This is a genomic window from Cellulomonas sp. H30R-01 (assembly GCF_010119915.1).
Taxonomy (GTDB): Bacteria; Actinomycetota; Actinomycetes; order Actinomycetales; family Cellulomonadaceae; genus Cellulomonas; species Cellulomonas algicola.
This window is the reverse complement of sequence record NZ_CP048210.1, coordinates 4,410,559-4,432,489: the sequence shown is the minus strand read 5'-3', so window position 1 is coordinate 4,432,489 and position 21,931 is coordinate 4,410,559. Positions and strand designations below refer to the sequence as shown.

General features: G+C 75.4%; 17 protein-coding genes. 8 read left to right on the top strand and 9 right to left on the bottom strand.

Annotated elements, in window-relative coordinates; all coding sequences use genetic code 11:
• Window positions 1-249: 249 nt before the first annotated feature.
• Entirely contained in the window at window positions 250-684 is a 435-nt protein-coding gene (locus GXP71_RS19760) for a hypothetical protein (protein WP_162354075.1), read from the bottom strand.
• Between the two features lie 232 nt (window positions 685-916).
• Between GXP71_RS19760 and GXP71_RS19755 the strand changes: the two genes are divergently transcribed.
• Together GXP71_RS19755 and GXP71_RS19750 are read left to right on the top strand one after the other, a co-directional pair.
• The gene (locus GXP71_RS19755; RefSeq protein WP_162354074.1) at window positions 917-2,935 is read left to right on the top strand and encodes a TPM domain-containing protein; all 2,019 of its coding nucleotides are present in this window, start codon (window positions 917-919) and stop codon (window positions 2,933-2,935) included.
• A gap of 115 nt (window positions 2,936-3,050) precedes the next feature.
• Window positions 3,051-3,827, top strand: a complete 777-nt coding sequence (locus tag GXP71_RS19750) for a PspA/IM30 family protein (RefSeq protein ID WP_162354073.1) — start codon at window positions 3,051-3,053, stop codon at window positions 3,825-3,827.
• A gap of 144 nt (window positions 3,828-3,971) precedes the next feature.
• Here GXP71_RS19750 and GXP71_RS19745 read toward each other — a convergent pair whose 3' ends face one another.
• Window positions 3,972-4,721 (bottom strand): type 1 glutamine amidotransferase, encoded by a 750-nt coding sequence (locus GXP71_RS19745; RefSeq protein WP_162354072.1) that lies wholly within the window; start codon window positions 4,719-4,721, stop codon window positions 3,972-3,974.
• 192 nt (window positions 4,722-4,913) lie between these two features.
• Here GXP71_RS19745 and GXP71_RS20590 point away from each other — a divergent pair, with 192 nt between their 5' ends.
• The 6 genes from GXP71_RS20590 (at window position 4,914) to GXP71_RS19705 (ending at window position 11,040) form a co-directional block, all read left to right on the top strand.
• Window positions 4,914-6,695 carry an Ig-like domain-containing protein gene (locus GXP71_RS20590; protein ID WP_304515697.1) on the top strand — a complete coding sequence of 594 codons (1,782 nt, stop codon included), beginning with the start codon at window positions 4,914-4,916 and terminating at the stop codon, window positions 6,693-6,695.
• Between the two features lie 199 nt (window positions 6,696-6,894).
• Window positions 6,895-7,623, top strand: coding sequence for a response regulator transcription factor (locus GXP71_RS19725; RefSeq protein ID WP_162354070.1), 729 nt, complete (start codon window positions 6,895-6,897; stop codon window positions 7,621-7,623).
• 104 nt (window positions 7,624-7,727) lie between these two features.
• On the top strand, window positions 7,728-9,296 hold the full coding sequence (locus GXP71_RS19720; protein WP_162354069.1) for a cell wall metabolism sensor histidine kinase WalK: 1,569 nt from the start codon (window positions 7,728-7,730) through the stop codon (window positions 9,294-9,296).
• Between the two features lie 3 nt (window positions 9,297-9,299).
• Window positions 9,300-10,091: a hypothetical protein gene (locus GXP71_RS19715; RefSeq protein WP_162354068.1), complete on the top strand. Its 792-nt coding sequence runs from the start codon at window positions 9,300-9,302 to the stop codon at window positions 10,089-10,091.
• Window positions 10,092-10,362: 271 nt separating this feature from the next.
• Complete coding sequence (locus GXP71_RS19710; protein ID WP_124341363.1) at window positions 10,363-10,653, top strand: WXG100 family type VII secretion target; 291 nt, start codon at window positions 10,363-10,365, stop codon at window positions 10,651-10,653.
• A gap of 108 nt (window positions 10,654-10,761) precedes the next feature.
• Entirely contained in the window at window positions 10,762-11,040 is a 279-nt protein-coding gene (locus GXP71_RS19705) for a DUF4031 domain-containing protein (RefSeq protein ID WP_162354067.1), read from the top strand.
• A gap of 25 nt (window positions 11,041-11,065) precedes the next feature.
• On the opposite strand, the gene atzF is transcribed toward GXP71_RS19705, so the two are convergent.
• From atzF to urtB, 7 genes are all read right to left on the bottom strand, one after another.
• Complete coding sequence (gene atzF, locus GXP71_RS19700; protein ID WP_238402517.1) at window positions 11,066-13,015, bottom strand: allophanate hydrolase; 1,950 nt, start codon at window positions 13,013-13,015, stop codon at window positions 11,066-11,068.
• A gap of 143 nt (window positions 13,016-13,158) precedes the next feature.
• On the bottom strand, window positions 13,159-16,806 hold the full coding sequence (gene uca / locus GXP71_RS19695) for an urea carboxylase (protein WP_162354066.1): 3,648 nt from the start codon (window positions 16,804-16,806) through the stop codon (window positions 13,159-13,161).
• Window positions 16,807-17,109: 303 nt separating this feature from the next.
• Window positions 17,110-17,880, bottom strand: a complete 771-nt coding sequence (locus GXP71_RS19690) for a GntR family transcriptional regulator (RefSeq protein ID WP_162354065.1) — start codon at window positions 17,878-17,880, stop codon at window positions 17,110-17,112.
• Window positions 17,881-18,046: 166 nt separating this feature from the next.
• On the bottom strand, window positions 18,047-18,742 hold the full coding sequence (gene urtE, locus GXP71_RS19685) for an urea ABC transporter ATP-binding subunit UrtE (RefSeq protein ID WP_162354064.1): 696 nt from the start codon (window positions 18,740-18,742) through the stop codon (window positions 18,047-18,049).
• Complete coding sequence (urtD, locus tag GXP71_RS19680; RefSeq protein WP_238402516.1) at window positions 18,742-19,803, bottom strand: urea ABC transporter ATP-binding protein UrtD; 1,062 nt, start codon at window positions 19,801-19,803, stop codon at window positions 18,742-18,744. Before urtD ends, urtE begins: the two co-directional genes overlap by 1 nt.
• Window positions 19,800-20,963 (bottom strand): urea ABC transporter permease subunit UrtC, encoded by a 1,164-nt coding sequence (gene urtC, locus GXP71_RS19675; protein WP_162354063.1) that lies wholly within the window; start codon window positions 20,961-20,963, stop codon window positions 19,800-19,802. The genes urtD and urtC overlap by 4 nt, the downstream gene beginning before the upstream one ends.
• The gene (urtB, locus tag GXP71_RS19670) at window positions 20,960-21,844 is read right to left on the bottom strand and encodes an urea ABC transporter permease subunit UrtB (protein WP_162354062.1); all 885 of its coding nucleotides are present in this window, start codon (window positions 21,842-21,844) and stop codon (window positions 20,960-20,962) included. The genes urtC and urtB overlap by 4 nt, the downstream gene beginning before the upstream one ends.
• Window positions 21,845-21,931: the final 87 nt, after the last annotated feature.

Genomic DNA, 21,931 nt, shown 5'->3' with positions numbered 1-21,931 from the left:
CAGAGATCTGGACGTCGCGCAGGCGGTCGGAGCGCAGTCCAGGTCCGACCACGAGCACGGAGGACCTGGACGTAGCGCAGTAGTCGGTGGAGGCCGCCTGCGGCGGCATCCGCCGACTGCGGAGCGCAGTCCAGGTCCGACCACGAGCACGGAGGACCTGGACGTAGCGCAGTAGTCGGAGCGCAGTCCAGGTCCGACCACAAGCACAGCGACCTGGACCCGACCTGTCGGCAGGGAACCGGCCCGACCTCAGCCCCGCGCTACGGCCCCGTCGCCCGTCGCCCACGACAGCCACCGCACCGCCTGCGACCGCATGAGCTCGCGGACGTGCTCGGCGAGGTCCCAGAGCGCGGGCCCGACGCGGGCGGCGTCGTGCGCCCAGGCGGGTGCCGAACCGGTCCACCAGGCGGCGACGGCGTCCCGCTGCCAGACGAGGCGTGCGGCGACGTCGGTCCGGGCGCGCTCCACGGCGGCAGCGACGTCGCCCACGACCTGGGTGACGGCGGCGTCGAGACGAGCGCGGTCGACGAGCGACCGCGTCCGGGCGTCCGGTGCGACGACCGTGCCCGCCGTGGCGTGACCGGCCGGGCCGGCGCCGTGGGCGGGTGCGGTGAGGGCGACGAGGCCGACGAGCGTGAGGACCGCGACCGCGGCCACGTGGCTCACGCGTCTGGTCCGCGGCACCTGCCCCACCTTCCTGTCGACGCGGGCCGGCGGGACGCGTTCGTCCCTGTGAGTCCGCTGTGTGCGACGACCCTCCCACCGCCGGCGACCGCAGGTCAACGTGCCGCGCCGCGCTGACCTGCGGCGACGCGCCACCGGCGCCGACAGGGCGCGGCCGGTCGACGGCGGCCGCGGGAACCCGGGCGGCCGGTGTCTCGTTGCGGCGGGTACCACCCTGAGAAAGGATCGTCGCGTGCGTCCCCGGTCCCGCGCGTCGTCGCCCGTGCCCCTCGTCGGTCCTGCGTGCGCGGCCGCTGCGCTCGCCCTCGCGGCCGTGCCCGCGCTCGCCGCCCCACCGGCCGCTGCGGTGCCGCTGCGCGCCGCCGAGCCGGTGTCGATCACCGCGGACATCACCGACGAGGTGGGCGCGCTCGGCGGGTCGGAGGGCGTGGTGCAGGCCTCGCTCGACGAGCTGTCCGCCGCGACGCCGTACGACCTGTACGTGGTGTACGTCGCGGACTTCGGGGGGCAGAACCCGGTCGACTGGGCGCAGGCGACGGCGGCGCAGTCCGGGTTGGGCGAGTCCGACTTCGTGCTGGCCGTGGCGACGGAGGCACGCCGGTACGCGCTCGTGCCCGAGTCGACGGGCGACCTGTCGAGCGGCGAGGTGCAGGCGGCCGCGACGGCTGCGGAGGACCACCTGTCGCAGGACGACTGGGCGGGTGCGGCCGTCGCGACGGCCGACTCGTTGCGCGACTCGGCGACGGGTGCCGGCGGGGGCGGCGGCTTCGGCTTCGGCGGGCTGCTGCTGCTCGGTCTCGTCGTCATCGGCGGGTTCTTCGTCCTGTCGGCCTTCCTCCGACGTCGGCGGGACCGTCAGTCCGGACCGCCCGCGCAGCAGCAGGCCGTCGGGCCGGTCGACGAGCTCGCGGCGCTCCCGACGGCCGAGCTGGACAAGCGGTCCTCGTCGGCGCTCGTGCGCATCGACGACGCGCTGCGCACGTCGGAGCAGGAGCTCGGCTTCGCGCAGGCGCAGTTCGGGCCGGACGCGACGCGCGAGTTCGAGCAGGTCCTCGCGACGTCGAAGCAGCAGGTCACCGAGGCCTTCCGCCTGCGGCAGACGCTCGACGACGACATCCCCGACACCGAGCCGCAGGTGCGCGACACGGCGACCCGCATCATCCGGACGGTCGCGCAGGTCTCCGCGGCGCTCGACGCGCAGAAGCAGGCGTTCGACGAGCTGCGCGACGTCGAGTCGCGGGCCGGCGACGCGATCGAGGCCCACGCGCGCGAAGCCGCGGCGCTGCAGGCGCGCGTCGACACGGCCCGCGCGACGCTGCAGACGCTCCAGACGCGCTACCCGGCGACGGCGCTCGCCTCGGTCGTGCACAACCCCGACCAGGCGCGCCTGCTGCTCGACGAGACCGGCGCGACGCTCGCCCAGGGGCGCACGGCCCTCGAGCAGGGCGACCGCGCGACGGCCGTCCGGTACGCGCGGGCCGCCGAGGAGGCGCTCGGCCAGGCACGCGTGCTGCTCGACGCGGTCGACCACGCGGGCGCCGACCTCGCGTCGGCGGGTCCGCGCCTCGACGCGGCGATCGCGTCGATCACCTCGGACATCGCCGACGCGCAGCGCCTGGGCCCCGCCCGGCCGGAGGTCGCCCCGCGCGTCGCGGCGGCGCAGACGGCCATCGCCACGGCGCAGTCCGCGCGGACGGGTGCGGGTGACCCGCTCGCGGCGCTGCGCACCATCACCGAGGCCGAGGCCGCGATCGACGCGGCCCTGGCGCCGCTGCGCGAGGCGCGGGAGCGTGCCGACCGCGCACGCAGCCTGCTCGACGAGACGCTCGGCCGGCTGCGCTCCGCGCTGCGTGCGACCAGCGACTTCGTCGCGACGCGTCGCGGTGCGGTCGGCCCCGAGGCGCGGACGCGGCTCGCCGAGGCGGAGCGGTGGTGCCGGCAGGCCGAGGACGAGGCCGGGACGGAGCCGGAGGCGGCGCTCGAGTCGGCGCGGAAGGCCGAGCAGCTCGTCGCCGACGCGCAGTACCTCGCGCAGGCCGACGTCGAGCAGGCCGACGCGTACCGCTACCAGTCGACGGGCCAGCGCGGTGGCGGCGGCCTCAACGGCGTCGGCGGGATGGTGCTCGGCGGCATCCTGCTCGACTCGATCCTGCGCGGCGGCGGCGGCTGGGGCGGCGGCGGAGGAGGCGGCGGCGGGGGTGGCTTCGACGGCGGCGGGTTCGGGGACGGCGGCTTCGGCGGCGGCTTCTGACCCCACGGGCCACCCGGCCGAGGACTGACGCCCCCGCCCGACGACGGCACAGGACGAGCACGACAGCATCAGCGCAGGACCACGGCACGACCACGGAGCGAGGGAAGGCACGGCGATGACCGAGAAGCAGAGCATCTTCGGGCGGATCACCCAGCTGGCGCGCGCGAACATCAACGCGCTGATCGACCAGGCCGAGGACCCGCAGAAGATGCTGGACCAGCTGGTGCGCGACTACACCAACTCCATCGCCGAGGCGGAGCAGGCCATCGCGCAGACGATCGGCAACCTGCGGCTCGCGGAGCAGGACTACAACGAGGACGTCGCCGCGGCGCGCGAGTGGGGCGGCAAGGCCCTCGCCGCGTCGACGGCTGCCGACCAGGCGCGTGCCGCGGGCGACGCCGTCAAGGCCGACCGCTTCGACAGCCTGGCCAAGGTCGCGCTCGGCAAGCAGATCCAGGCGGAGGGCGAGGTCCGCGAGGCCGAGCCGCTCATCGCGTCGCAGCGCGAGACGGTCGAGAAGCTGAAGTCAGGCCTGGCGCTCATGAAGGACAAGCTCGGCCAGCTCAAGACGCGCCGCGACACCCTCGTGGCGCGGCAGAAGTCGGCGCAGGCGCAGCAGACCGTGCAGACCGCGATCTCCTCGATCAACGTGCTCGACCCGACGAGCGAGCTCGCGCGGTTCGAGGAGAAGGTCCGCCGCGAGGAGGCCATGGCGATGGGCCAGGCCGAGCTGGCCGCGTCGTCGATCGACGCGCAGTTCGCGGAGCTCGAGGCGTCGGGCGCGCAGATCGAGGTCGAAGCGCGTCTCGCGGCCCTCAAGCAGGGCAGCGCGCCGCAGGCGCTCGGCACGACGCCGGTCACGCCGCAGCTGGAGGCCGCGCCCGAGCAGTGACGCCGCGGTCCGCTCGCGGCACCGCACGCACGACGACGGCCGGCTCCCCGGATGGGGGCCGGCCGTCGTCGTGCGGTCGTCGTCCGCGTCGTCGGGGCGGTCTTCTTCGTACGACGCCCTCGTGCGGGCCGTCGCCGGGGGGCGTCAGGCGGGCGTGCGGTCTCCGGCACGCGCCACGACGAGCGCCGCGAACGTGCGGGCGATCGTCTCCCCTGCGCGCGCGACGGACGCGTCGTGCTCGGCCGTCGCGGCGTCGACCGCGGCCGTGTCGACGTCGTCGTGCAGCTCGGCCCACGCGTGCAGCGTCGCGGGCGACGCCTCGGGGTGGAACTGCACGCCCCACGCCGACCCGACGCGGAACGCCTGGTAGGGGTACTGGCGCGAGTGCGCGAGCCACGTCGCGCTGCGCGGCAGGTCGACGATCGCGTCGGCGTGCATGCTCGGCATCGGGGTCGACCGGTGGTCCTCGGGCACGTCGACGTCCACCAGCGCACCGACGAGGGCGTCGCCCACGGCCTCCGGGCGCCAGCGCACGTCGACGACGCCCGACTCGCGGCCGGGCGGGGCGGCGACGTGCACGCGGCCGCCCGTCGCGACCGCGAGCAGCTGGGCGCCGAGGCAGATCCCGAGTGTCGGGACACCGGCCTGCACGGCGTCGGCGAGCAGCGCGCGGGTGGCCGGGATGCCGGGCGCCTCGTCGGAGAGCGCGGACATCTGGCCGCCGAGGACGAGCAGGCCGTCCAGGGTGTCGGCCGGGGGCAGGGGCTCGCCGAGGTCGGCGCGCACGAGGCGCACCTCGACGCCGTCGAGCCATCCGGCGAAGCGGTCGAGCGGCACACCGGCGTCGAGCTGGACGACCGTGAGCACCGGGGCGTGGGGGGACGTGGCAGTCACGAGGCAGCACCGTACCCGGTGCACGACCCGCCTCACCCGGGTCCTGTGGACCGTCCGGGGCGTCGGCCCACGTCAGCACGTGACGCGCGTCGCAGGTTCCACCCCCTCACGCCTGGTCGCGGTGCGCCGATGGGACGAGCGGCGTCGGGAAAGAGGCGTCGTCCTCGTCCCCCGCCCCCGAGAGGTCTCTCCGTGCTGCGTCCTTCCCTCCCCCGACGGCTGCGCGCCGTCGCGACGACCGCCGCGCTCGTCCTGGCCGCCGCCGTGGGCCTGTCCGCGCCCGCGAGCGCCGTGCCCGACGGCTACCCGGTCGCCGACGTCCCCGCCACGGGCTCGGTGCACACGACCATCCCGGTGACGGTGGTCTGCCCGTTGGTCGAGGACCAGCCGTGGACGATCGCGTCCTGGGTGACGTCGGAGGGCAGCGGCATCCTCAAGACCGCGCACGGCGTCCTCGCGGACGCGCAGATGGTCTACAGCGGCTCGGTCTGGTTCTCCTCCCCCGCGCCCGCGGGCTACGTCGACGTGAGGTGCGGGTACGAGGACGGCGACGGTCGCGAGACCTGGGTGTCGTCCGGCCGCTTCCCGATCTCGGTCGCCGCACCGGTCGTCGCGACGACCACCGCGGTCGCGGTCGCCCCGTCGGTGACGCTGCCCGCCACGCTGCCGGCCGTCGCCACCGTGGCCACGAGCGGCGGTGCGGTCACCACCGGCTCCGTCCAGTTCTCCGTCGACGGCGTCGACGTGGGTGCGCCCGTCGCGGTCGACGCGCACGGCGAGGCTCGCACGGACCTCGGGGCGCCGGCACCCGGCCTCCGCAGCGTCTCCGCGCGCTACCTCGGCGCGTCGGGCCTCGCGGCCTCCGCGTCGGCCGGCTCGCCCGTGCACGTGCTGGCCGAGGCCGGCGTGACGCTGACCCTGCCCACCAGCGCGACCGACGTCGACCCCGTCCTCCTGCGCGCCGCCGTCACCGGCACGGACGGCCTGGCCGCCCCCGGCGGGACGGTCGCGTTCACGTGGGACGACGGCTCGCTCGGCTCGGCCCCGGTCGTCTCGGGCGTCGCGGAGCTCACGCTGCCGCTCCCGGCGGGCACCTTCACCGGCGTCACCGCCACCTACTCGGGCGACGGCGTCCACGGCGGTGCCACGTCGGCCGCGCAGACGCTCGTCGTCGCCGAGCACGTCGCGCCCCGTCCCGTCGTGACCGTCGACGTGCCGTCGACCGTCGTCGCCGGTCCGGTCACGGCGACCGTCACGGTCGTCGGGCCGCACAGCGAGGCCGTCACGCCCGAGGGCGACGTCCAGCTCATCGTGCTCGACGCCGACGAGCACTACCTCCTGCACGTGAACGCGACGCTCGTCGACGGGAGCGTCGGGGTCACGACGCCCGCGCTCGCCGCCGGCTCGTACACGGTCCTCGCGCACTACTCGGGGTCCAGCACGCAGGGCGTGTACGCGCAGGCCGACTCGGCGTACCACGCGCTCACCGTCACGGCTCCCGTCGTGACGCCCGACCCGCAGCCGTCCGCCCCGACGCCGACCCCCACGCCGACGCCCGTCGTCCCGACGCCCGCACCGGTCCCGGCCCTCGCCGGCTCGACGTCGTCGACGACCCCCGGCTCGTCGGTCACGCTCGTCGCGCGCGGCTTCCTGCCCGGCGAGACCGTGCAGTTCCACCTGCACTCCGAGCCGGTGCTGCTCGGCACGGCCGTCGCGGACGCCTCCGGGGTCGCGACGCTGGTGACGACGGTCCCCGCGGGCACGGCCGCGGGCCTGCACCACGTCGTCGCGACCGGCACCACGTCGCAGCGCACCGCGCAGATCGAGCTCACGGTCGCGGTGGCCGGCACGTCGTCGGGCGCGCGGCTCGCGAGCACGGGCGCCGACCCGGCAGGCCTCCTGGGGCTCGTCGCGGCCCTGCTCGTCGCGGGCGCCGCGATGGTCGCCACGCCGCGGGTCCGCACGCGACGCTGACCCCGGCCGGGAACTCCGGTACCCAGCACCACCCGGACGGCGGTGCGCGGCACGCGTCGCGCACCGCCGTCGGGCGTCGTGGTGGCCGAGCGCGGCCCGCAGCCGCTCCACGGCGGCTGCCCACGGCGGCTGCCCACGGCGCGCGTGGCACGCAGCGCGCTCCCAGGCGGCACCCAGGAACCAGGACCAGACTGGGAGGATGACCGGTGCGCCCGCCCAGCCCGAGGCCCGCCTGCTCGTCGTCGACGACGAGCCGAACATCCGCGAGCTCCTCGCGACGTCGCTGCGGTTCGCGGGCTTCGAGGTGCACGCCGCCGCCGACGGCGGTGCCGCGCTCCGGCTGGCCCGCGACGTCGAGCCCGACCTCGTCGTCCTCGACGTCATGCTCCCCGACATGGACGGCTTCACCGTCACGCGCAGGCTGCGCGAGAAGGGCCAGCACGTCCCCGTGCTGTTCCTCACCGCGCGCGACGACACCGCCGACAAGGTGCAGGGCCTGACGGTCGGCGGCGACGACTACGTCACCAAGCCGTTCAGCCTCGAGGAGGTCGTCGCGCGGATCCGCGCGATCCTGCGCCGCACGTCGCCCGGCATCGAGCTGTCGTCGAGCGTGCTGCGGTACTCCGACCTCGAGCTCGACGAGGACAGCCACGAGGTCGTGCGCGCCGGGCACCCCGTCGAGCTCTCCCCCACCGAGTTCAAGCTCCTGCGCTACCTCATGCTCAACCCCGGCCGGGTCCTGTCGAAGTCGCAGATCCTCGACCACGTCTGGCAGTACGACTGGGGCGGCGACGCGAACATCGTCGAGTCGTACATCTCCTACCTGCGGCGCAAGGTCGACCAGCTCACCGACGACGACGGCAACCGCCTGCCGCCGCTCATCCACACCAAGCGCGGCGTCGGCTACCTGCTGCGCGAGTCGACGTGACCGTGTCGCCGTCGTCCCCGTCGTCCCCGTCGCCCGGCCCTCCGGTCACCGACCCGGCGCCCCCGGCGGTCCCCGGTCCGACGGCCTCGTCCTCCACGCCTCCCGTGCCGCCCGAGGACGAGCCCGACACGCCCGGCTCCGCACGCCCGACGCGGCCCACGTCGCTGCGCGCGCGGTGGGACGCCGTGCCGCTCGTCCACCGGCTCGTCGGCATCATCACCGTCCTCGTGGGTCTCGGCCTCGTGCTGGCCGGCGTGGTGAGCGCGACCCTGCTCGGCGGGACGATGGTCGGGCAGGTCGACGAGAAGCTCGAGTCGGAGGGCCTGAGCCTCGCGCAGCAGCAGCTCGACTCCCTCACGCCGTTCGGCAGCACCCTCGCGCCCAGCGACTACTACGTGCGCGTGCAGGTCGGCGGGTTCGAGAACGTGAGCCCGCCGTCGCGGTCCGCGCGGCTGCGCTACGGCGTGCCCGTCGTGCCCGACCTCACCGCCGCGCAGGCCACCGCGCGCCGCGGCGAGCCGTTCACCGTCCGGTCGACCACGGACGACTCACGCTGGCGCGCGGTGGCGTACCCGCTGACCGTCGAGGGCGCGACCGGGTCCGTGGTCGTCGCGCTGCCCCTCGGCGACGTCCAGAGCACCGTGAAGCGGATGGTGCTCGTGCTGGTCGTCAGCGGCGCGGGGATCGTCCTGCTGGGCGCGCTGGCCGGCGCGTGGGCCGTGCGGCGCTCGCTGCGTCCCCTGCGGGAGATCGAGTCGACCGCCGCCGCGATCGCCGCGGGCGACCTGTCCCGCCGGGTCCCGCCCGCCCCCGAGCAGACCGAGGTCGGGCGCCTCTCCGCCGCGCTGAACGGCATGCTCACGCAGATCGAGCAGGCGTTCGCCGCGCGCACCGCGTCCGAGGCCCGCATGCGCCGGTTCGTCGCCGACGCGTCGCACGAGCTGCGCACCCCGCTCGCCGCGGTCCGCGGGTACGGCGAGCTGTACCGGATGGGCGCGCTGCGGGAGCCCGCGCAGGTCGACGACACCATGCGGCGCATCGAGGACTCCGCGACCCGGATGGGCGGGCTCGTCGACGACCTCCTCGCGCTCGCGCGCCTCGACGAGAACCGTCCCCTGCGGCGCGAGCCGGTCGACCTCACCGTGGTCGCGGCCGACGCGGTCAGCGACCTGCACGCCCTCGACCCCTCGCGCACCGCGCGGCTCGTCCCGCTCGTCGCCGGCGCGCCGTCCGGACCGCACCTCGTCCTCGGCGAGGAGCCGCGGCTGCGGCAGGTCGTCGCGAACCTCGTCGGGAACGTCGTGCAGCACACCCCGCCGGGCACCCCCGTCGAGCTGGCCGTCGGCACCGCACCCGACGGGCAGGCCGTCCTCGAGGTGCGGGACCACGGGCCCGGCATCGACCCCGAGCACGCCGCACGGGTCTTCGAGCGGTTCTACCGGGTCGACGCGTCCCGTGGCCGTGACTCCGGCGGCGCCGGGCTCGGCATGGCGATCGTCGCCGCGATCGTGACCGCGCACGGCGGCACCGTGGGCCTCGCGGAGACGGACGGAGGCGGCACCACGGTGCGTGTCGTGCTCCCCGCGGCGCCCGCGGAGGATCCCGAACCGGGCCCCCCGGTGCCGTCGGGAGGCTCTACTATGGCGCGTCCTGACCATCGGCGTGAGGCTTGATCCATGGGCGTCCATGACGCACCCCAGTGGCTGTTGTCCGCGTTCCAGCGCAGCGCACAGGGGGCCGGAGCGACAGCGACGACGGAGGAGATCCGCGACGTCGGCCAGTCGCTCGTCGACAGGTGGTCCGCACCCGGCCGCGACTTCCACAACCTCAAGCACCTGGTCGACGTGCTCGTCCGCGTCGACGAGCTCGTCGAGGAGACCCACGAGCCCGACCTCGTGCGGCTCGCCGCCTGGTACCACGGGGCGGTCTTCGACTCCGCCGAGCGCAAGGCGTACGCCAACCGGGGCGGCGAGGACGAGATCGCGAGCGCCCGGCTCGCCGTCGACGAGCTGACCCGCCTCGGCGTCCCCGAGCGCGCGACCCGGCGCGTGCACGACCTCGTCGTCGCCCTGGTCCGGCACTCCCCCGACCCGACCGACTTCGACTGCGCCGTGCTGTGCGACGCGGACCTCGCGATGCTCGCCGCCGAGCCGCAGCGGTACAAGTCGTACCTGCACGACGTGCGCGCCGAGTACTCGCACCTGCCCGTCGAGGCGTACGTCCGCGCGCGGCTCAAGATCCTCGACAAGCTGCTGCGACGCCCCTCGCTGTTCTCGAGCCCGCTCGGTGCCGCGTGGGAGGAGCCGGCTCGGCAGAACATCTCCGCCGAGAAGCAGCGGCTGGAGAAGGAGCTCGCGAAGATCGACGCCGAGGCGCTCGCGGCGCAGCACGCCGAGGCCGCGGCGCTCGAGGCGTCCGACGGCGCCGCCGCTCAGGCAGCCGTGCGCGCGTCCAGCGGCGACCGGTAGGCCGCCGACCGGCGAGCACACGTGCAGGCGGGGCTCCGACCTCCGGCCTGCGCGAGCGCCGGCTCGCCACCTCGTGCGCTCGGCACGCTCGCCCGCCCGCTGTGGGCCCGCCTGCTCGTGCGGTCGACGTCGAGCCGTCCACAGCCCGGGTCGCCCGACCTCCGCGCACCGCGTCGCGGCTGGACCGTCCGGCGACCGGTGCCCGCTCCCTAGCGTCGTGCTCCACGAGGTTCCGCCACGAGGGCGGACCCGTCGGAGTCGGGAGGTCCGCATGAGCAGGTACGAGGTCGACAGCGCGCACGTCGCACAGGCCGCCGCGGGGGTGCAGGCACGGGCCGCGTCGATCCGCAGCGAGGTCGCCGCGATGCACCGGCAGCTCGCCGACCTGCAGGGCACGTGGCGCGGTTCCGCCGCGACGGCGTTCGCGGGCGTGGTCGCGAACTGGTCCTCGACGGAGGCGCGGCTCGAGCAGGCGCTCGACCAGATCAGCGCCGCGATGCACAGCGCCGCGCAGACGTACGCCGACGCGGAGGCCCAGGCGTCGCGACTCTTCACGGCCTGACGGTCACCGGTCGCCGATCGCAGGTCGCCCGCACAGCGACCCGCGGGGGCCGGCCCACCGGTGCGGTCGACGACGCGGCGGCACGACGGGGCACCTAGGCTCGGTCGTGTGACCGTGCTCGTCGACCCGCCGCTGTGGCCCCGGCACGGCACGACCTGGGCGCACCTCGTCAGCGACTCCTCGCTCGACGAGCTGCACGCCTTCGCCGCCCGGGCCGGCCTTCCCCGTCGCGCGTTCGACCTCGACCACTACGACGTCCCCGACGAGCGGATCACCGAGCTGGTCGCGCTGGGCGCGCAGCAGGTCAGCGCGGGAGACCTGATCCGGCGGCTGCGGGCGTCGGGACTGCGTGTCCCGGCACGCGACCGCGGCGGTTCCCGGCACTGACCGCGCGGTCGTCAGGCCGTCGCCGTCACGCTCCCGCGCGGAGCGCGGCGACCCAGCCACCCGCCCACGTGATGTCGGAGCCCGACAGCCCGGCCTCCGCGGTGCAGCCGAAGCCGACGACCCACGACCCGTCCTCGAGCTCGACCTGGCCGAGGTTCATCGGCCCGGGCAAGGCGGCGAGCAGGCGACCGAGGGCGCCGGGCGCGACCCGCCACACCTCGCCCGCGATCGGCGCACCGTGGCCCGGACCGACCCGGACCAGGCCGGGCTTGCGGGGGGTGGTGTCGAGCGCGACCAGCCGGTAGGCGTCGGAGGTGCGGACGGCGGCGACGAACCGCGCCCCCACGTCCTCGAGCTCGCCGTTGAGCGGCTGACCGCGCAGGTGCGCACCGACGACCAGCACGTCGACGCCCGCCGCGACGACCAGCGGCGCGGCCGGGACGGGAGCCTGGGGTGAGCCGGACGTCGACGGTGCCGCCGTCGACGGCGCCGCCGCGACGGGCGGCGTCGTGCCGGTCGGCGGGATCGCAGCCGGGAGGGGGGTGAGAAGGCGGGCGGCGAGGTCGAGGGCGAGCTGGTCGTCGAACGCCCGGGCGAGCACCGTCACGCCGAACGGGCCACCGTCGGCCTCGCCCGCGGGGACGGCGACGGCCGCGAGGTCGAGGAGGTTGACGAAGTTCGTGTAGGTGCCGAGGCGGCGGTTGAGCCCGACCGGGTCCGCCTGGACCGCGGCGATCGTGGGGTGCTCGGTCGTCGTGGGCAGCAGGAGGAGGTCGCAGCCGTCGAGCGTCACGAGCGCCTCCGCCCGTGCGGCGTCGAGGCGCGCACGGTCGGCGACGTAGGCGTGCGCGGGCACGTCGCGACCGCCGCGGATGATCGCCGCGACGGTCGGGTCGGCATCGGCGGGGTCGGTGTCGAGGAACGCGCCGACGGCCTCGTAGCGCTCCGCGACGATCGCACCGTCGTACAGCAGCGTCGCCGCGTCGAGCATCGCCGAGACGTCGACGGTGCGGACGCGGGCACCGGTCGCGACGACGGCGGCGACGGCCTCGTCGAAAGCGGCACGCCAGCCGGGCGACAGGGGCGCGAGGTCCTCGGGCCGCGGCACGGCGACGACCGGTGTCGCGCGCAGCGCGAGGCGCACGTCCGCGGGCCACCCGCGCCCGGACGGGTCGGCCGCGTCCAGGCCGACCATGAGGCGGCTCGCGAGCGCGCCCAGCGCGAGGTCGCGGCTGAACGTGGTCACGACGTCGTACGTGCGGCACGCGGGCACGACGCCCGCGGTCGGGACGAGTCCGACGGTGGTCTTGATGCCGACGATCCCGTGGAACGCGGCGGGCACGCGACCGGACCCCGCGGTGTCGGTGCCGATCCCGAGGTCGGCGATCCCGAGGGCGACCGCGACGGCGGAACCCGAGCTGGAACCGCCCGACACCCGGTCGGGCAGCGTGGCGTGCCGGACGGCGCCGAACGGGCTGCGCGTGCCGACCAGGCCGGTCGCGAACTGGTCGAGGTTCGTCTTGCCGAGCACGACCGCGCCCGCGTCGACGAGCCGCTGCACGGCGGGCGCCGTCACGACCGCCGTCCCCGGACGACCCGCGGGGGACGTCGCGTACGACGGGCACGCGGCGGTCGTCGGCAGGCCCGCGACGTCGACGTTGTCCTTGACCGCGAGCACCACCCCGGCGAGCGGCAGGTCCTCGCCGGCCGCGACGCGCGCGTCGACGTCGGCCGCCGCGGCCAGCACGTCGGCGCGGTCGACCAGGGTGATCCACACCTCGGGCCGGTCCACCGCGTCGAGCCGCTCGAACGCCGCCCGCACGCGCCGCACGGCCGCGCCACCGGCACCGCCCGCCACCGGCGCCGCGTCGACGCCTGCGACACCGCCGGTCGTCGTCCCTACCCCCACCAGGTCCGCCACGTCGTCCACCTTCTCCGTCGTCGCCGCGCTCCCGGCCTGCTGCACCACCGTCACGCGTCCCTCCCCGTCACGCACACCGTCCACGCTCGGTCGACCACCCGCCTCACGCGAGCCATCCGCGTGCCGTCGGCCCCCGGCTCACGCACACCCTCCGCGCGCCGTCGACCAGCCGGCCCGTGCACACCGTCCGCGCGCCGTCACGAGCCCACGGCCAGGATGGCGAGCGGAGCGCCGGGCGCGACCTGCTGACCGGGCGAGACGAGCACCTCGAGCACGCGCCCGTCGGCGGGGGCCACGACACCCAGCTCGAGCTTCATGGCCTCGAGCGCGACGAGCAGGTCGCCCTCGCGCACCTGGCTGCCCGAAGCGGCCTCGACCCGCCACACGCTCCCGACCATGGGCGCCTCGACGAGCACGTGCCCGTCGGCGAGCTCGATCTGCGCGGCCCCGGCGAGGTCTGCCCCGGCCGGGCCGGCGTCGGGTGCGGGCTCGTCGTGCGCGTCGAGCTCCCCGGCGGCGGCCCAGGCGGCGCGCTCCTCCGCGAACGCGGCGGCCTGGCGCGACTGGAACGCGGCGATGTCGTCGGCGTGCTCGGCGAGAAGGTCGAGGTGCTCGCGGTACGAGAACGTGCCGTGCTCGACCTCCACCTCGAGCCGTCCGGCGGCGAACGCGGCGCGCTGGTCGAGCAGGTCGGCGGCGCCGACGGGGTGCCAGACGACGCGGTCGAAGAACCGCAGCAGCCACGGCTTGCCGTCCTCGAAGACCCCACGCTGGCGGTGGCCGGACCAGATCGGCACGGTCCGCCCGACGAGCTGGTACCCGCCGGGCGAGTCCATGCCGTACACGCACAGGTACTGCCCGCCGAGCCCGACGGTGTCGGCGGCGGTCCACGTGCGGGCCGGGTTGTACTTGGTCGTCATGAGCCGGTGCCGCGGGTCGAGCGGCACTGCGAGCGGGGCGCCGAGGTAGACGTCGCCGAGCCCGAGGACCAGGTACTCGGCGCTCGTCATGGTGGCGAAGACGTCCTCCGTCGACGGGAGCCCGTTGATGCGCCGGACGAACTCGATGTTCGACGGCAGCCACGGCGCCTCGGGCCGGACGCCCGCCTGGTAGCGGTGCACGGCGTCAGCGATGACGGGGTCGTCGAAGGACAGCGGCAGGTGGATGCGGCGGCTCGGGACGACGAGGTCGGCGGTCGCAGGCAGGGCGGCCTCGAGCTCGACGAGCACCGCGACGAGCGCGCGGACGGGCAGGACGTCGGGGTCGACGTGCACGTGCAGCGAGCGCACGCCAGGCGTGAGGTCGACGACGCCGGGCAGGTCGCGCGCGCGCAGCGCCTCGGCGAGCGCGTGCACGCGCATGCGCAGGCCGAGGTCGAGCACCATCGGTCCGTACTCGACGAGCACGTTGTCGTCGCCGCCCCGCAGGTAGACGACCTCGGGCGTGCCGAGCGGGTCGGCGGGGTCGCCGGCGACGCGGGCGAGCACACCGTCGTCGCCGTCGGGGCCGACCCCGAGACCGCCGGGGACGGACGCCGCGGAGCGCAGCTCGTCCGACCCGCGCAGCGCGTCGGCGGTCGCCTCGGGGACCGGCACGAGCCGCACCGTGTCGCCGGGCCGGATCTGGCCCATCTTCCAGCGGTGCCCGGCGACGACGGTCACGGGGCACGCGAACCCGCCGAGGCTGGGACCGTCGGGTCCGAGCAGGATCGGGGTGTCGCCCGAGACGTTGAGCGCGCCGACGGAGTACGGGTTGTCGTGCAGGTTCGACGGGTGCAGCCCGGCTTCGCCGCCGTCGGGTCGCGCCCACTGCGGCTTGGGCCCGGTGAGGCGGATGCCGGTGCGGTTGGCGTGCGTCTGCACCTGCCAGGTCGCGTCGTAGAGCATCTGCATGTCGTCGGGCGTGAAGTACGTCGGGGCGGGCTGCGGCCCCTCCTGGACGGCGACCTCCCACGCGTGCACGAGCTGCGGCCGGACGTCGACGGGCACCGGGGCGACGGGCGGCGCGTCGGACGGGACCACCGCCGGGACCAGCGTGTCGCCGAGCGCGAGCGCCCGCCCGGTGTAGCCGCCGAACCCACCGAGCGAGAACGTCGACGCCGACCCCAGGTAGAGCGGCACGTCCAGCCCGCCGCGCACGAGCACGTAGGTGCGCAGGCCCGCGCCCGACGGCGCGCCGACGTCGAGCACCGCACCCGCGGGGACGACGACCGGCTCCCACTGCGGGACGGGTTCGCCGTCGACGGTGACGGGTGCGTCAGCGCCGGTCACGCACACGACGGCCTCGTGGCTGAACCGCAGCCGCGGGCCGGTGAGCGTGCACTCCAGCCCGGGCGCACCCTCGGGGTTGCCGAGCGCGCGGTTGCCGAGGCGGAACGACAGGTCGTCCATGGGGCCGGACGGCGAGATCCCGACGTCCCAGTGGCCGAGGCGTCCGGGCCAGTCCTGCACGGTCGTCATGACGCCAGGGCGCTCGACCGCGACGTGCGGCTCGTCGTCGACGACCCCGCCGAGCGTGCCCGTGGTGTGCGTCGCGGCCCGCACGGACGGGTCGGCGACGGCGGCACGCAGCAGCGGCAGGTTCGTCTGCAGCCCCGACATGCGCGTGCCCGCGAGCGCCGCGGCCGACGCGGCGAGGGCGGCGTCGCGGTCGTCGGCGTGCACGATCACCTTGGCCAGCATCGGGTCGTAGAGCGTCGTGACCTCCTGCCCCGTCTCGGCCCACGCGTCGACCCGCACGCCCGTCGACGGGTCGGGGTAGACGACCTCGGTGAGCAGCCCGGCGCTCGGCTGGTGGTCCTTGCGGGGGTCCTCGGCGTAGACGCGCGCCTCGACCGCGTGGCCGCGGATCTCCGGGCCGGCGTCGGGCACGTCGTCGAGGAACGACGCGTCTCCCTGCGCGAGCCGGATCATCCACGCGACGAGGTCCACGCCCGTGACGGCCTCGGTCACCGGGTGCTCGACCTGCAGGCGGGTGTTGACCTCGAGGAACGACACCTCGCCGCGGTCGACGTCGTAGACGTACTCGACGGTGCCGGCGGAGCGGTAGGCGACGGACGCCGTGAGTGCCCGCGCGGACTCGTGGAGCGCGGTGCGGACGTCGGCCGGCAGCGCCGGGGCCGGTGCCTCCTCGACGACCTTCTGGTGGCGCCGCTGGAGCGAGCAGTCGCGGTCACCGAGGCTCACGACGCGGCCGGCGCCGTCGCCGAAGACCTGGACCTCGAGGTGCCGCGCACGGGCGACGTACCGCTCGAGGAAGACGCCGGCGGACCCGAACGACGCGGCCGCGATGCGCTGCACGCGGTCGAACGCGGCGACGAGCTCGCCGGGGTCGGCGCACGCCTGCATGCCGATGCCGCCGCCCCCGCCGACGGCCTTCACCATGACGGGGTACCCGACGAGCTCGGCGGCGGTCAGCGCGTCGGCGACGGTCTCGAGGAGACCTGAGCCGGCAACCAGGGGCACGCCCGCGGCGCGCGCGGCCTCGCGAGCCTCGTGCTTGTCGCCGAACACCGACAGGTGCGCGGGCGTCGGACCGACGAACGCGAGCCCGGCGGCCTCGACCTGCGCGGCGAACGCGGCGTTCTCGGAGAGGAACCCGTAGCCGGGGTGGATCGCGCCCGCGCCGGTCTCGGCAGCGGCGTGCAGGACGAGCTCGGTCCGCAGGTAGCTCTCGGCGGCGGGGCCGGGTCCGAGGCGCACGGCCTCGTCGGCGAGGCGCACGTGCGGGGCGGCCGCGTCGGCGTCGGAGTAGACCGCCACCGTCCGCAGGCCCAGCTCGCGCGCGCTGCGCAGGATGCGGACGGCGATCTCGCCACGGTTGGCGACGAGCAGGGTGTCGAACACGGCGTCCCCCGGTGCGGTCGTCGGACCGGCCGCACCCGCAGCCTCGACGGCGGCGGATCACGATCGGCGGGTGTGTATACACCCCGGTATCCCGCACGCTACGAACCGGTTGTTTCCCACCCCACCACCCCGCGTAAACGTCGCGTTACGACCCCTCCCGTCGTCCCCGGCCGACGCCGCGGGACGCCCCGCACCGGTCGACCCGGGCCTGGGTACCGCTCCGACGCTCGTTCCGGTCACCAGCCCCGGGTCGCCCGACGCCGACGAGAGAGGAACGCGGCGAGGGCGACGCCGCGCAGCAGGTCAGCCGGCGAGGGCCATGCGGGTCATGGCGCTGGTGGCGCGCTCCATGACGACCTCGAGCGACTCGCCGACGTGCTTGTGCAGGGCGGTCAGCGCCTCGGGGAGGCGGCGCTCCAGGACGAGCTCGACGATGTCGATGTGCTCGTCGATGGTGAGCGCGATGCGGCCGGTCTCGACGAAGTCGTGCATGCGCACGGCACGGATCTTCTGGTTGACCGTGACGAGCGCGTCGGTGAGCTGGGCGTTGCCCGACGCGCGTGACAGGGCCTGGTGGAACCGCTCGTCGAGCAGCACGAACGACGGGTCTGGCTCGGGCGGCGCGTCGCGCAGGGCGTACCAGCGGCCGAGCTCCTCGCGCAGGACCGCCTCGTCGTGCCGGACCGACGGGTTCTCGATGGCGCGCGCGATGCCGCGCAGCTCGAGGGTGATGCGCAGCTCGTACAGGTTGCGCAGGTCCTCGAGGCTCGGGACGACGACCGCGTACCCGTAGTCGGTGCGCTCGACGAGCCCGTCGGACAGCAGCCGGGACAGCGCCTCGCGCACGGGCGTGCGGGACACCTCGAACGCCTTGCCGAGCTTGGGCTCGGTGAGCCGCTCGCGCGGGGAGATGCGGCCGTTGAGGATGTCGTCGCGCAGCCGGTGGTAGACGACCTCGCGCAGCGACCGCGCCTCGGCGGCGGCCTCGTCGGTCGTCCCCACGGGTGTCGCTCCGACCGTGCCGGGGGTCGGGTCGGCGGCCGTGGCGGACGGGCCGGTCAGGCCGGTGCTCATGCTCACGGAGCGTAGTCCTCCCCCTCGACGCGCCCGTGGCGCGACGCTCCCTCGCGGGCCACGGTCCTCGCTGCCGACGTGGCCCCGGCCTGGACCGCGACACGCACCGCCGACCAGCCCTCACCGACCACCGGACGCGCCGCCGCCGTCGTGCCCGCACCGACGGTCACAGGGCCATCGCCGCCCGCACGTCGGCCTCCTGGTCGACCCCGCCCGAGCCGGTGCTGGTGACGCGGCCGGACTCGAGCACGTAGTACCGCTGCGACGCGGCGAGCGCGAAGCCGACGTGCTGCTCGACGAGCAGGACGGTGAGCCCGCGCTGCGCGGTGAGCGTCGCGACGGCGTCCTCGATCTCCTGCACGACGGACGGCTGGATGCCCTCGGTCGGCTCGTCGAGGACCAGGACGCGCGGCCCGGTGACGAGCGCCCGCGCGATGGCGAGCTGCTGCCGCTGCCCGCCGGACAGCAGCCCGGCCCGCCGCGAGAGCAGCCCGCGCAGCGCCGGGAACAGGTCGAGCGCGTCGTCGACGCGTGACGCCCCGGCAGACCCGGCACCGTCGGCGACGAGCTGCAGGTTCTCGCGCGCGGTGAGCTGCCCGAACGACTGCTGCCCCTGCGGCACGTACGCGAGCCCACGGCGGACCCGCTGGTGCGGGCGCAGCCGCGTGACGTCCTCGCCGTCGAGCGTGACGCGGCCCGACCGGACGGGCAGCAGCCCGACGGCGGCGCGCAGGAGGGTCGTCTTGCCGGCGCCGTTGTGGCCGAGCACGGCGGTCACCCCCCCGTCGGCGACGGACACGTCGACCCCGTGCATGACGGAGGTCCGTCCGTACCCGACGTGCACCCCGGTGAGCTCGAGCATCACGACACCTCCGTGGACGACGCGGGCGAGGACGCGGGCGACGGCGAGCCCGCCGACGGCGGCGTGGACGACGAGCCGGCCGGCATGGACGACGAGACCGCCGCCGGCGCGGCGCCCACGACGGTCGCCGCCGACGCCCGCGCGCCGGCGTCCCGGCCGAGGTACACCTCGACGACCTTCGGGTCGGCCTGCACCTGCGCGACGGACCCCTCGGACAGCACCGACCCCTGGTGCAGGACGGTGACGGACGACGCGAACGCCCGCAGGAACTCCATGTCGTGCTCGACGACGACGACCGTCCGCTGCTCGCCGATGCGCTGGAGGAGCCGCCCGGTCTGCTCGCGCTCGGACTGCGACATCCCGGCGACGGGCTCGTCGAGCAGCAGCAGGCGCGCGTCCTGGACGAGCAGCATGCCGATCTCGAGCCACTGCTTCTGGCCGTGCGCGAGCACCCCGGCGGGCAGGTCCCGCACGTGCCCGAGGCCGACGGTGTCGAGCGCGGCCTCGACGTGCTCGGGCACGTCGGTCCGGCGTCGCAGCATCGACCACGGTCGACGCGACGAGCCGGCGGCGATGTCGAGGTTCTGGAGCACGGTGAGCTCGTCGAACACGGACGCCGTCTGGAACGTCCGGCCGACGCCCGCACGGGCCGTGCGGTGCGACGCGCGCCCGACGAGCTCGACGCCGCCGAACCGCGCGGACCCGGTCGCGGGTGCGAGGCCCGTGATGGCGTCGACGACGGTCGTCTTGCCCGCGCCGTTGGGGCCGATGAGGAACCGCAGGTCACCCTGGGTGACCGTGAGGTCGATGCCGTCCACGGCGACGAACCCGTCGAACACGACCCGCAGGTCGCGCACCTCGAGGTAGTCGTGGCGGAAGCGCTCGCCGGGAGCCGCGATGACGGCCTCGAGCGCCTCGGTGTCCAGGCCGGTCGTGCCGTCGACTGGCCCGTCGAGCGGGCCGCCGTCGACAGTGCGGCCGTCGACCGTGCCGCCGTCGACCGGCTCGCCGCCGGTCGGCCCGTGCGTCGAGGGCGCGGCGTGGTGGCGCTCGGTGCTCATGCGTGCCTCCCGCTGACGGCGGGGTCGTGGACCCCGGACTCGTGGTCGTCACTGCGCGGCGCGTCCCGCAGCACCGCGTCACCCGCGTCATCGCCGCTGTCCCCCGACCCGGCCACGGACCCGCCGCGCCGTCGCCGCCAGACCTGACCCAGCGTGGCCAGGCCGTTCGGCAGGAACGCGACGACGACGACGAACAGGGCACCCTGGAAGTAGGTCCAGAACGACGGGAACGACTCGGACAGGCTGGTCTCGGCCCACGAGACGCCGATCGCGCCGAGGACCGGTCCCAGCAAGGTGGCCCGGCCGCCGATCGCGACGCCGACGAGGAACGCGATGGACGGCACGACGCCGACGTCGGCGGGCGAGATGATCCCGACGATGGGCGTGAACAGCGCCCCGCCGATCGCGGCGAACGCGGCGGCGACGGTGTAGGCGACGACCTTGACGAGCGCGGGGTCGTAGCCGAGGAACCGCACGCGGTTCTCCTGGTCGCGGACCGCGACGAGGAGCTCGCCGTAGCGGGACCGCATGAGCAGCCGGACGGCGGCGACCATGAGCAGCAGCACGACCGCGGCGATGTAGTAGAGCATCCGCTTGTTGACGGGGTCGGACAGGTCGTAGCCGAAGAAGCCCTGGAACCCGTTGAGCCCGTTGGTGCCGCCCGTGACCTTCTGCTGGCCGATCAGCAGGATCGCGAAGGCGGCGGCGAGCGCCTGCGAGAGGATCGCGAAGTAGGCGCCGCGGACCCGTCGCTTGAACACGGCGAGACCGAGGAGCGCCGCCAGCCCCGCCGGGAGCAGCAGGATCGCGAGCACCGTGACGAGCGGTGACCGGAACGGCTCCCACCAGCCGGGCACCGTCCCGTCGCCGTACAGCAGCATGAAGTCCGGCACCCCACCGGGTCCGGCGTCGGCGAGCTTGAGGTGCATCGCCATGAGGTAGCCGCCGAGCCCGAAGAACACGCCCTGCCCGAGCGTGAGCATCCCGCCGCGGCCCCACGCGAGGCCGATGCCGACAGCGACCATCGCGAGGCACAGGAACTTGCCGAGCAGGTTGAGCCGGAAGTCCGAGAGGACGGCGGGTGCGACGCCGAGCAGCAGCGCCGCGGCGAGGAGGAAGCCGCCCCACACGCGGGCGCGCGGGCCGAGCCGGGCGCTCATGCGAGGCTCCGGGTCCGCACGGAGACCAGGCCCTGCGGCCTGACCTGCAGGAACGCGACGATGATGACGAACACGAGCACCTTGGCGATCGAGGCGGTCGTCGAGTACTCGATGCCGGCCTGCAGCAGCCCGAGCCCGACGGCCGCGATGACCGCGCCCTTGAGCTGGCCGATGCCGCCGACGACCACGACGAGGAACGCGTCGACGATGTAGTTGGTGCCGAGCGTCGGGCCGATCGACCCGAGCAGCGTGAGCGCGACGCCCGCGACCCCCGCGACGCCGGACCCGAGGAAGAACGTCAGCCGGTCGGTCGCGCGCGTCGAGATGCCCGACGTCTCCGCGAGGTCGCGGTTCTGGACCGTCGCGCGGATGCGTCGGCCGAGCGGCGTGAACCGCAGCGCGAGCGACAGCGCGACGACCGCGAGGACCGCGAGCGCGAGGATGAACAACCGCGTCTTGGGCACACCGACGCCGAGGATCTCGACGGCGCCCGACAGCCAGGACGGCGCCCGCACGTCGACGTTCGGCGCCCCGAAGACGTCGCGCGCGGCCTGCTGGAGCACGAGCGCGACGCCGAACGTCACGAGCAGGGTGTCGAGCGGCCGCGTGTACATCCGGGAGATGAGCGCGACCTCCAGCAGCAGGCCGAGCAGCCCGCCGACGAGGAACCCGATCACGAGGGACACGAGCAGCGAGACGCCCGCGTCGGCGATCACGCCCTGCACGACGAACGCGGTGTACGCGCCCGCCATCATGAACTCGCCGTGCGCCATGTTGATGACGCCCATCTGACCGAACGTCAGCGCGAGCCCGAGCGCCGCGAGCAGCAGCACCGACCCGAGGCTGAGCCCGGCGAAGAGCTGGGAGACGAGGGCGTCCATGCGCGGCCCGTCCTTTCCTGTGGTCCGGGGACGAGGAGGCGGTGGCGCCCCGACGCGCGTGCGTCGCGCCGGGGCACCACCGGTCAG

What these genes read in the sequence shown, in the direction of transcription:
- GXP71_RS19715 (WP_162354068.1), top strand. Translation starts at nt 9,300, where the DNA reads ATGGGCGTCCATGACGCACCCCAGTGGCTGTTGTCCGCGTTCCAGCGC.
- GXP71_RS19690 (WP_162354065.1), bottom strand. Translation starts at nt 17,880, where the DNA reads ATGAGCACCGGCCTGACCGGCCCGTCCGCCACGGCCGCCGACCCGACC.
- urtD (WP_238402516.1), bottom strand. Translation starts at nt 19,803, where the DNA reads ATGAGCACCGAGCGCCACCACGCCGCGCCCTCGACGCACGGGCCGACC.
- GXP71_RS19710 (WP_124341363.1), top strand. Translation starts at nt 10,363, where the DNA reads ATGAGCAGGTACGAGGTCGACAGCGCGCACGTCGCACAGGCCGCCGCG.
- GXP71_RS19725 (WP_162354070.1), top strand. Translation starts at nt 6,895, where the DNA reads ATGACCGGTGCGCCCGCCCAGCCCGAGGCCCGCCTGCTCGTCGTCGAC.
- urtC (WP_162354063.1), bottom strand. Translation starts at nt 20,963, where the DNA reads ATGAGCGCCCGGCTCGGCCCGCGCGCCCGCGTGTGGGGCGGCTTCCTC.
- urtE (WP_162354064.1), bottom strand. Translation starts at nt 18,742, where the DNA reads ATGCTCGAGCTCACCGGGGTGCACGTCGGGTACGGACGGACCTCCGTC.
- urtB (WP_162354062.1), bottom strand. Translation starts at nt 21,844, where the DNA reads ATGGACGCCCTCGTCTCCCAGCTCTTCGCCGGGCTCAGCCTCGGGTCG.
- GXP71_RS19750 (WP_162354073.1), top strand. Translation starts at nt 3,051, where the DNA reads ATGACCGAGAAGCAGAGCATCTTCGGGCGGATCACCCAGCTGGCGCGC.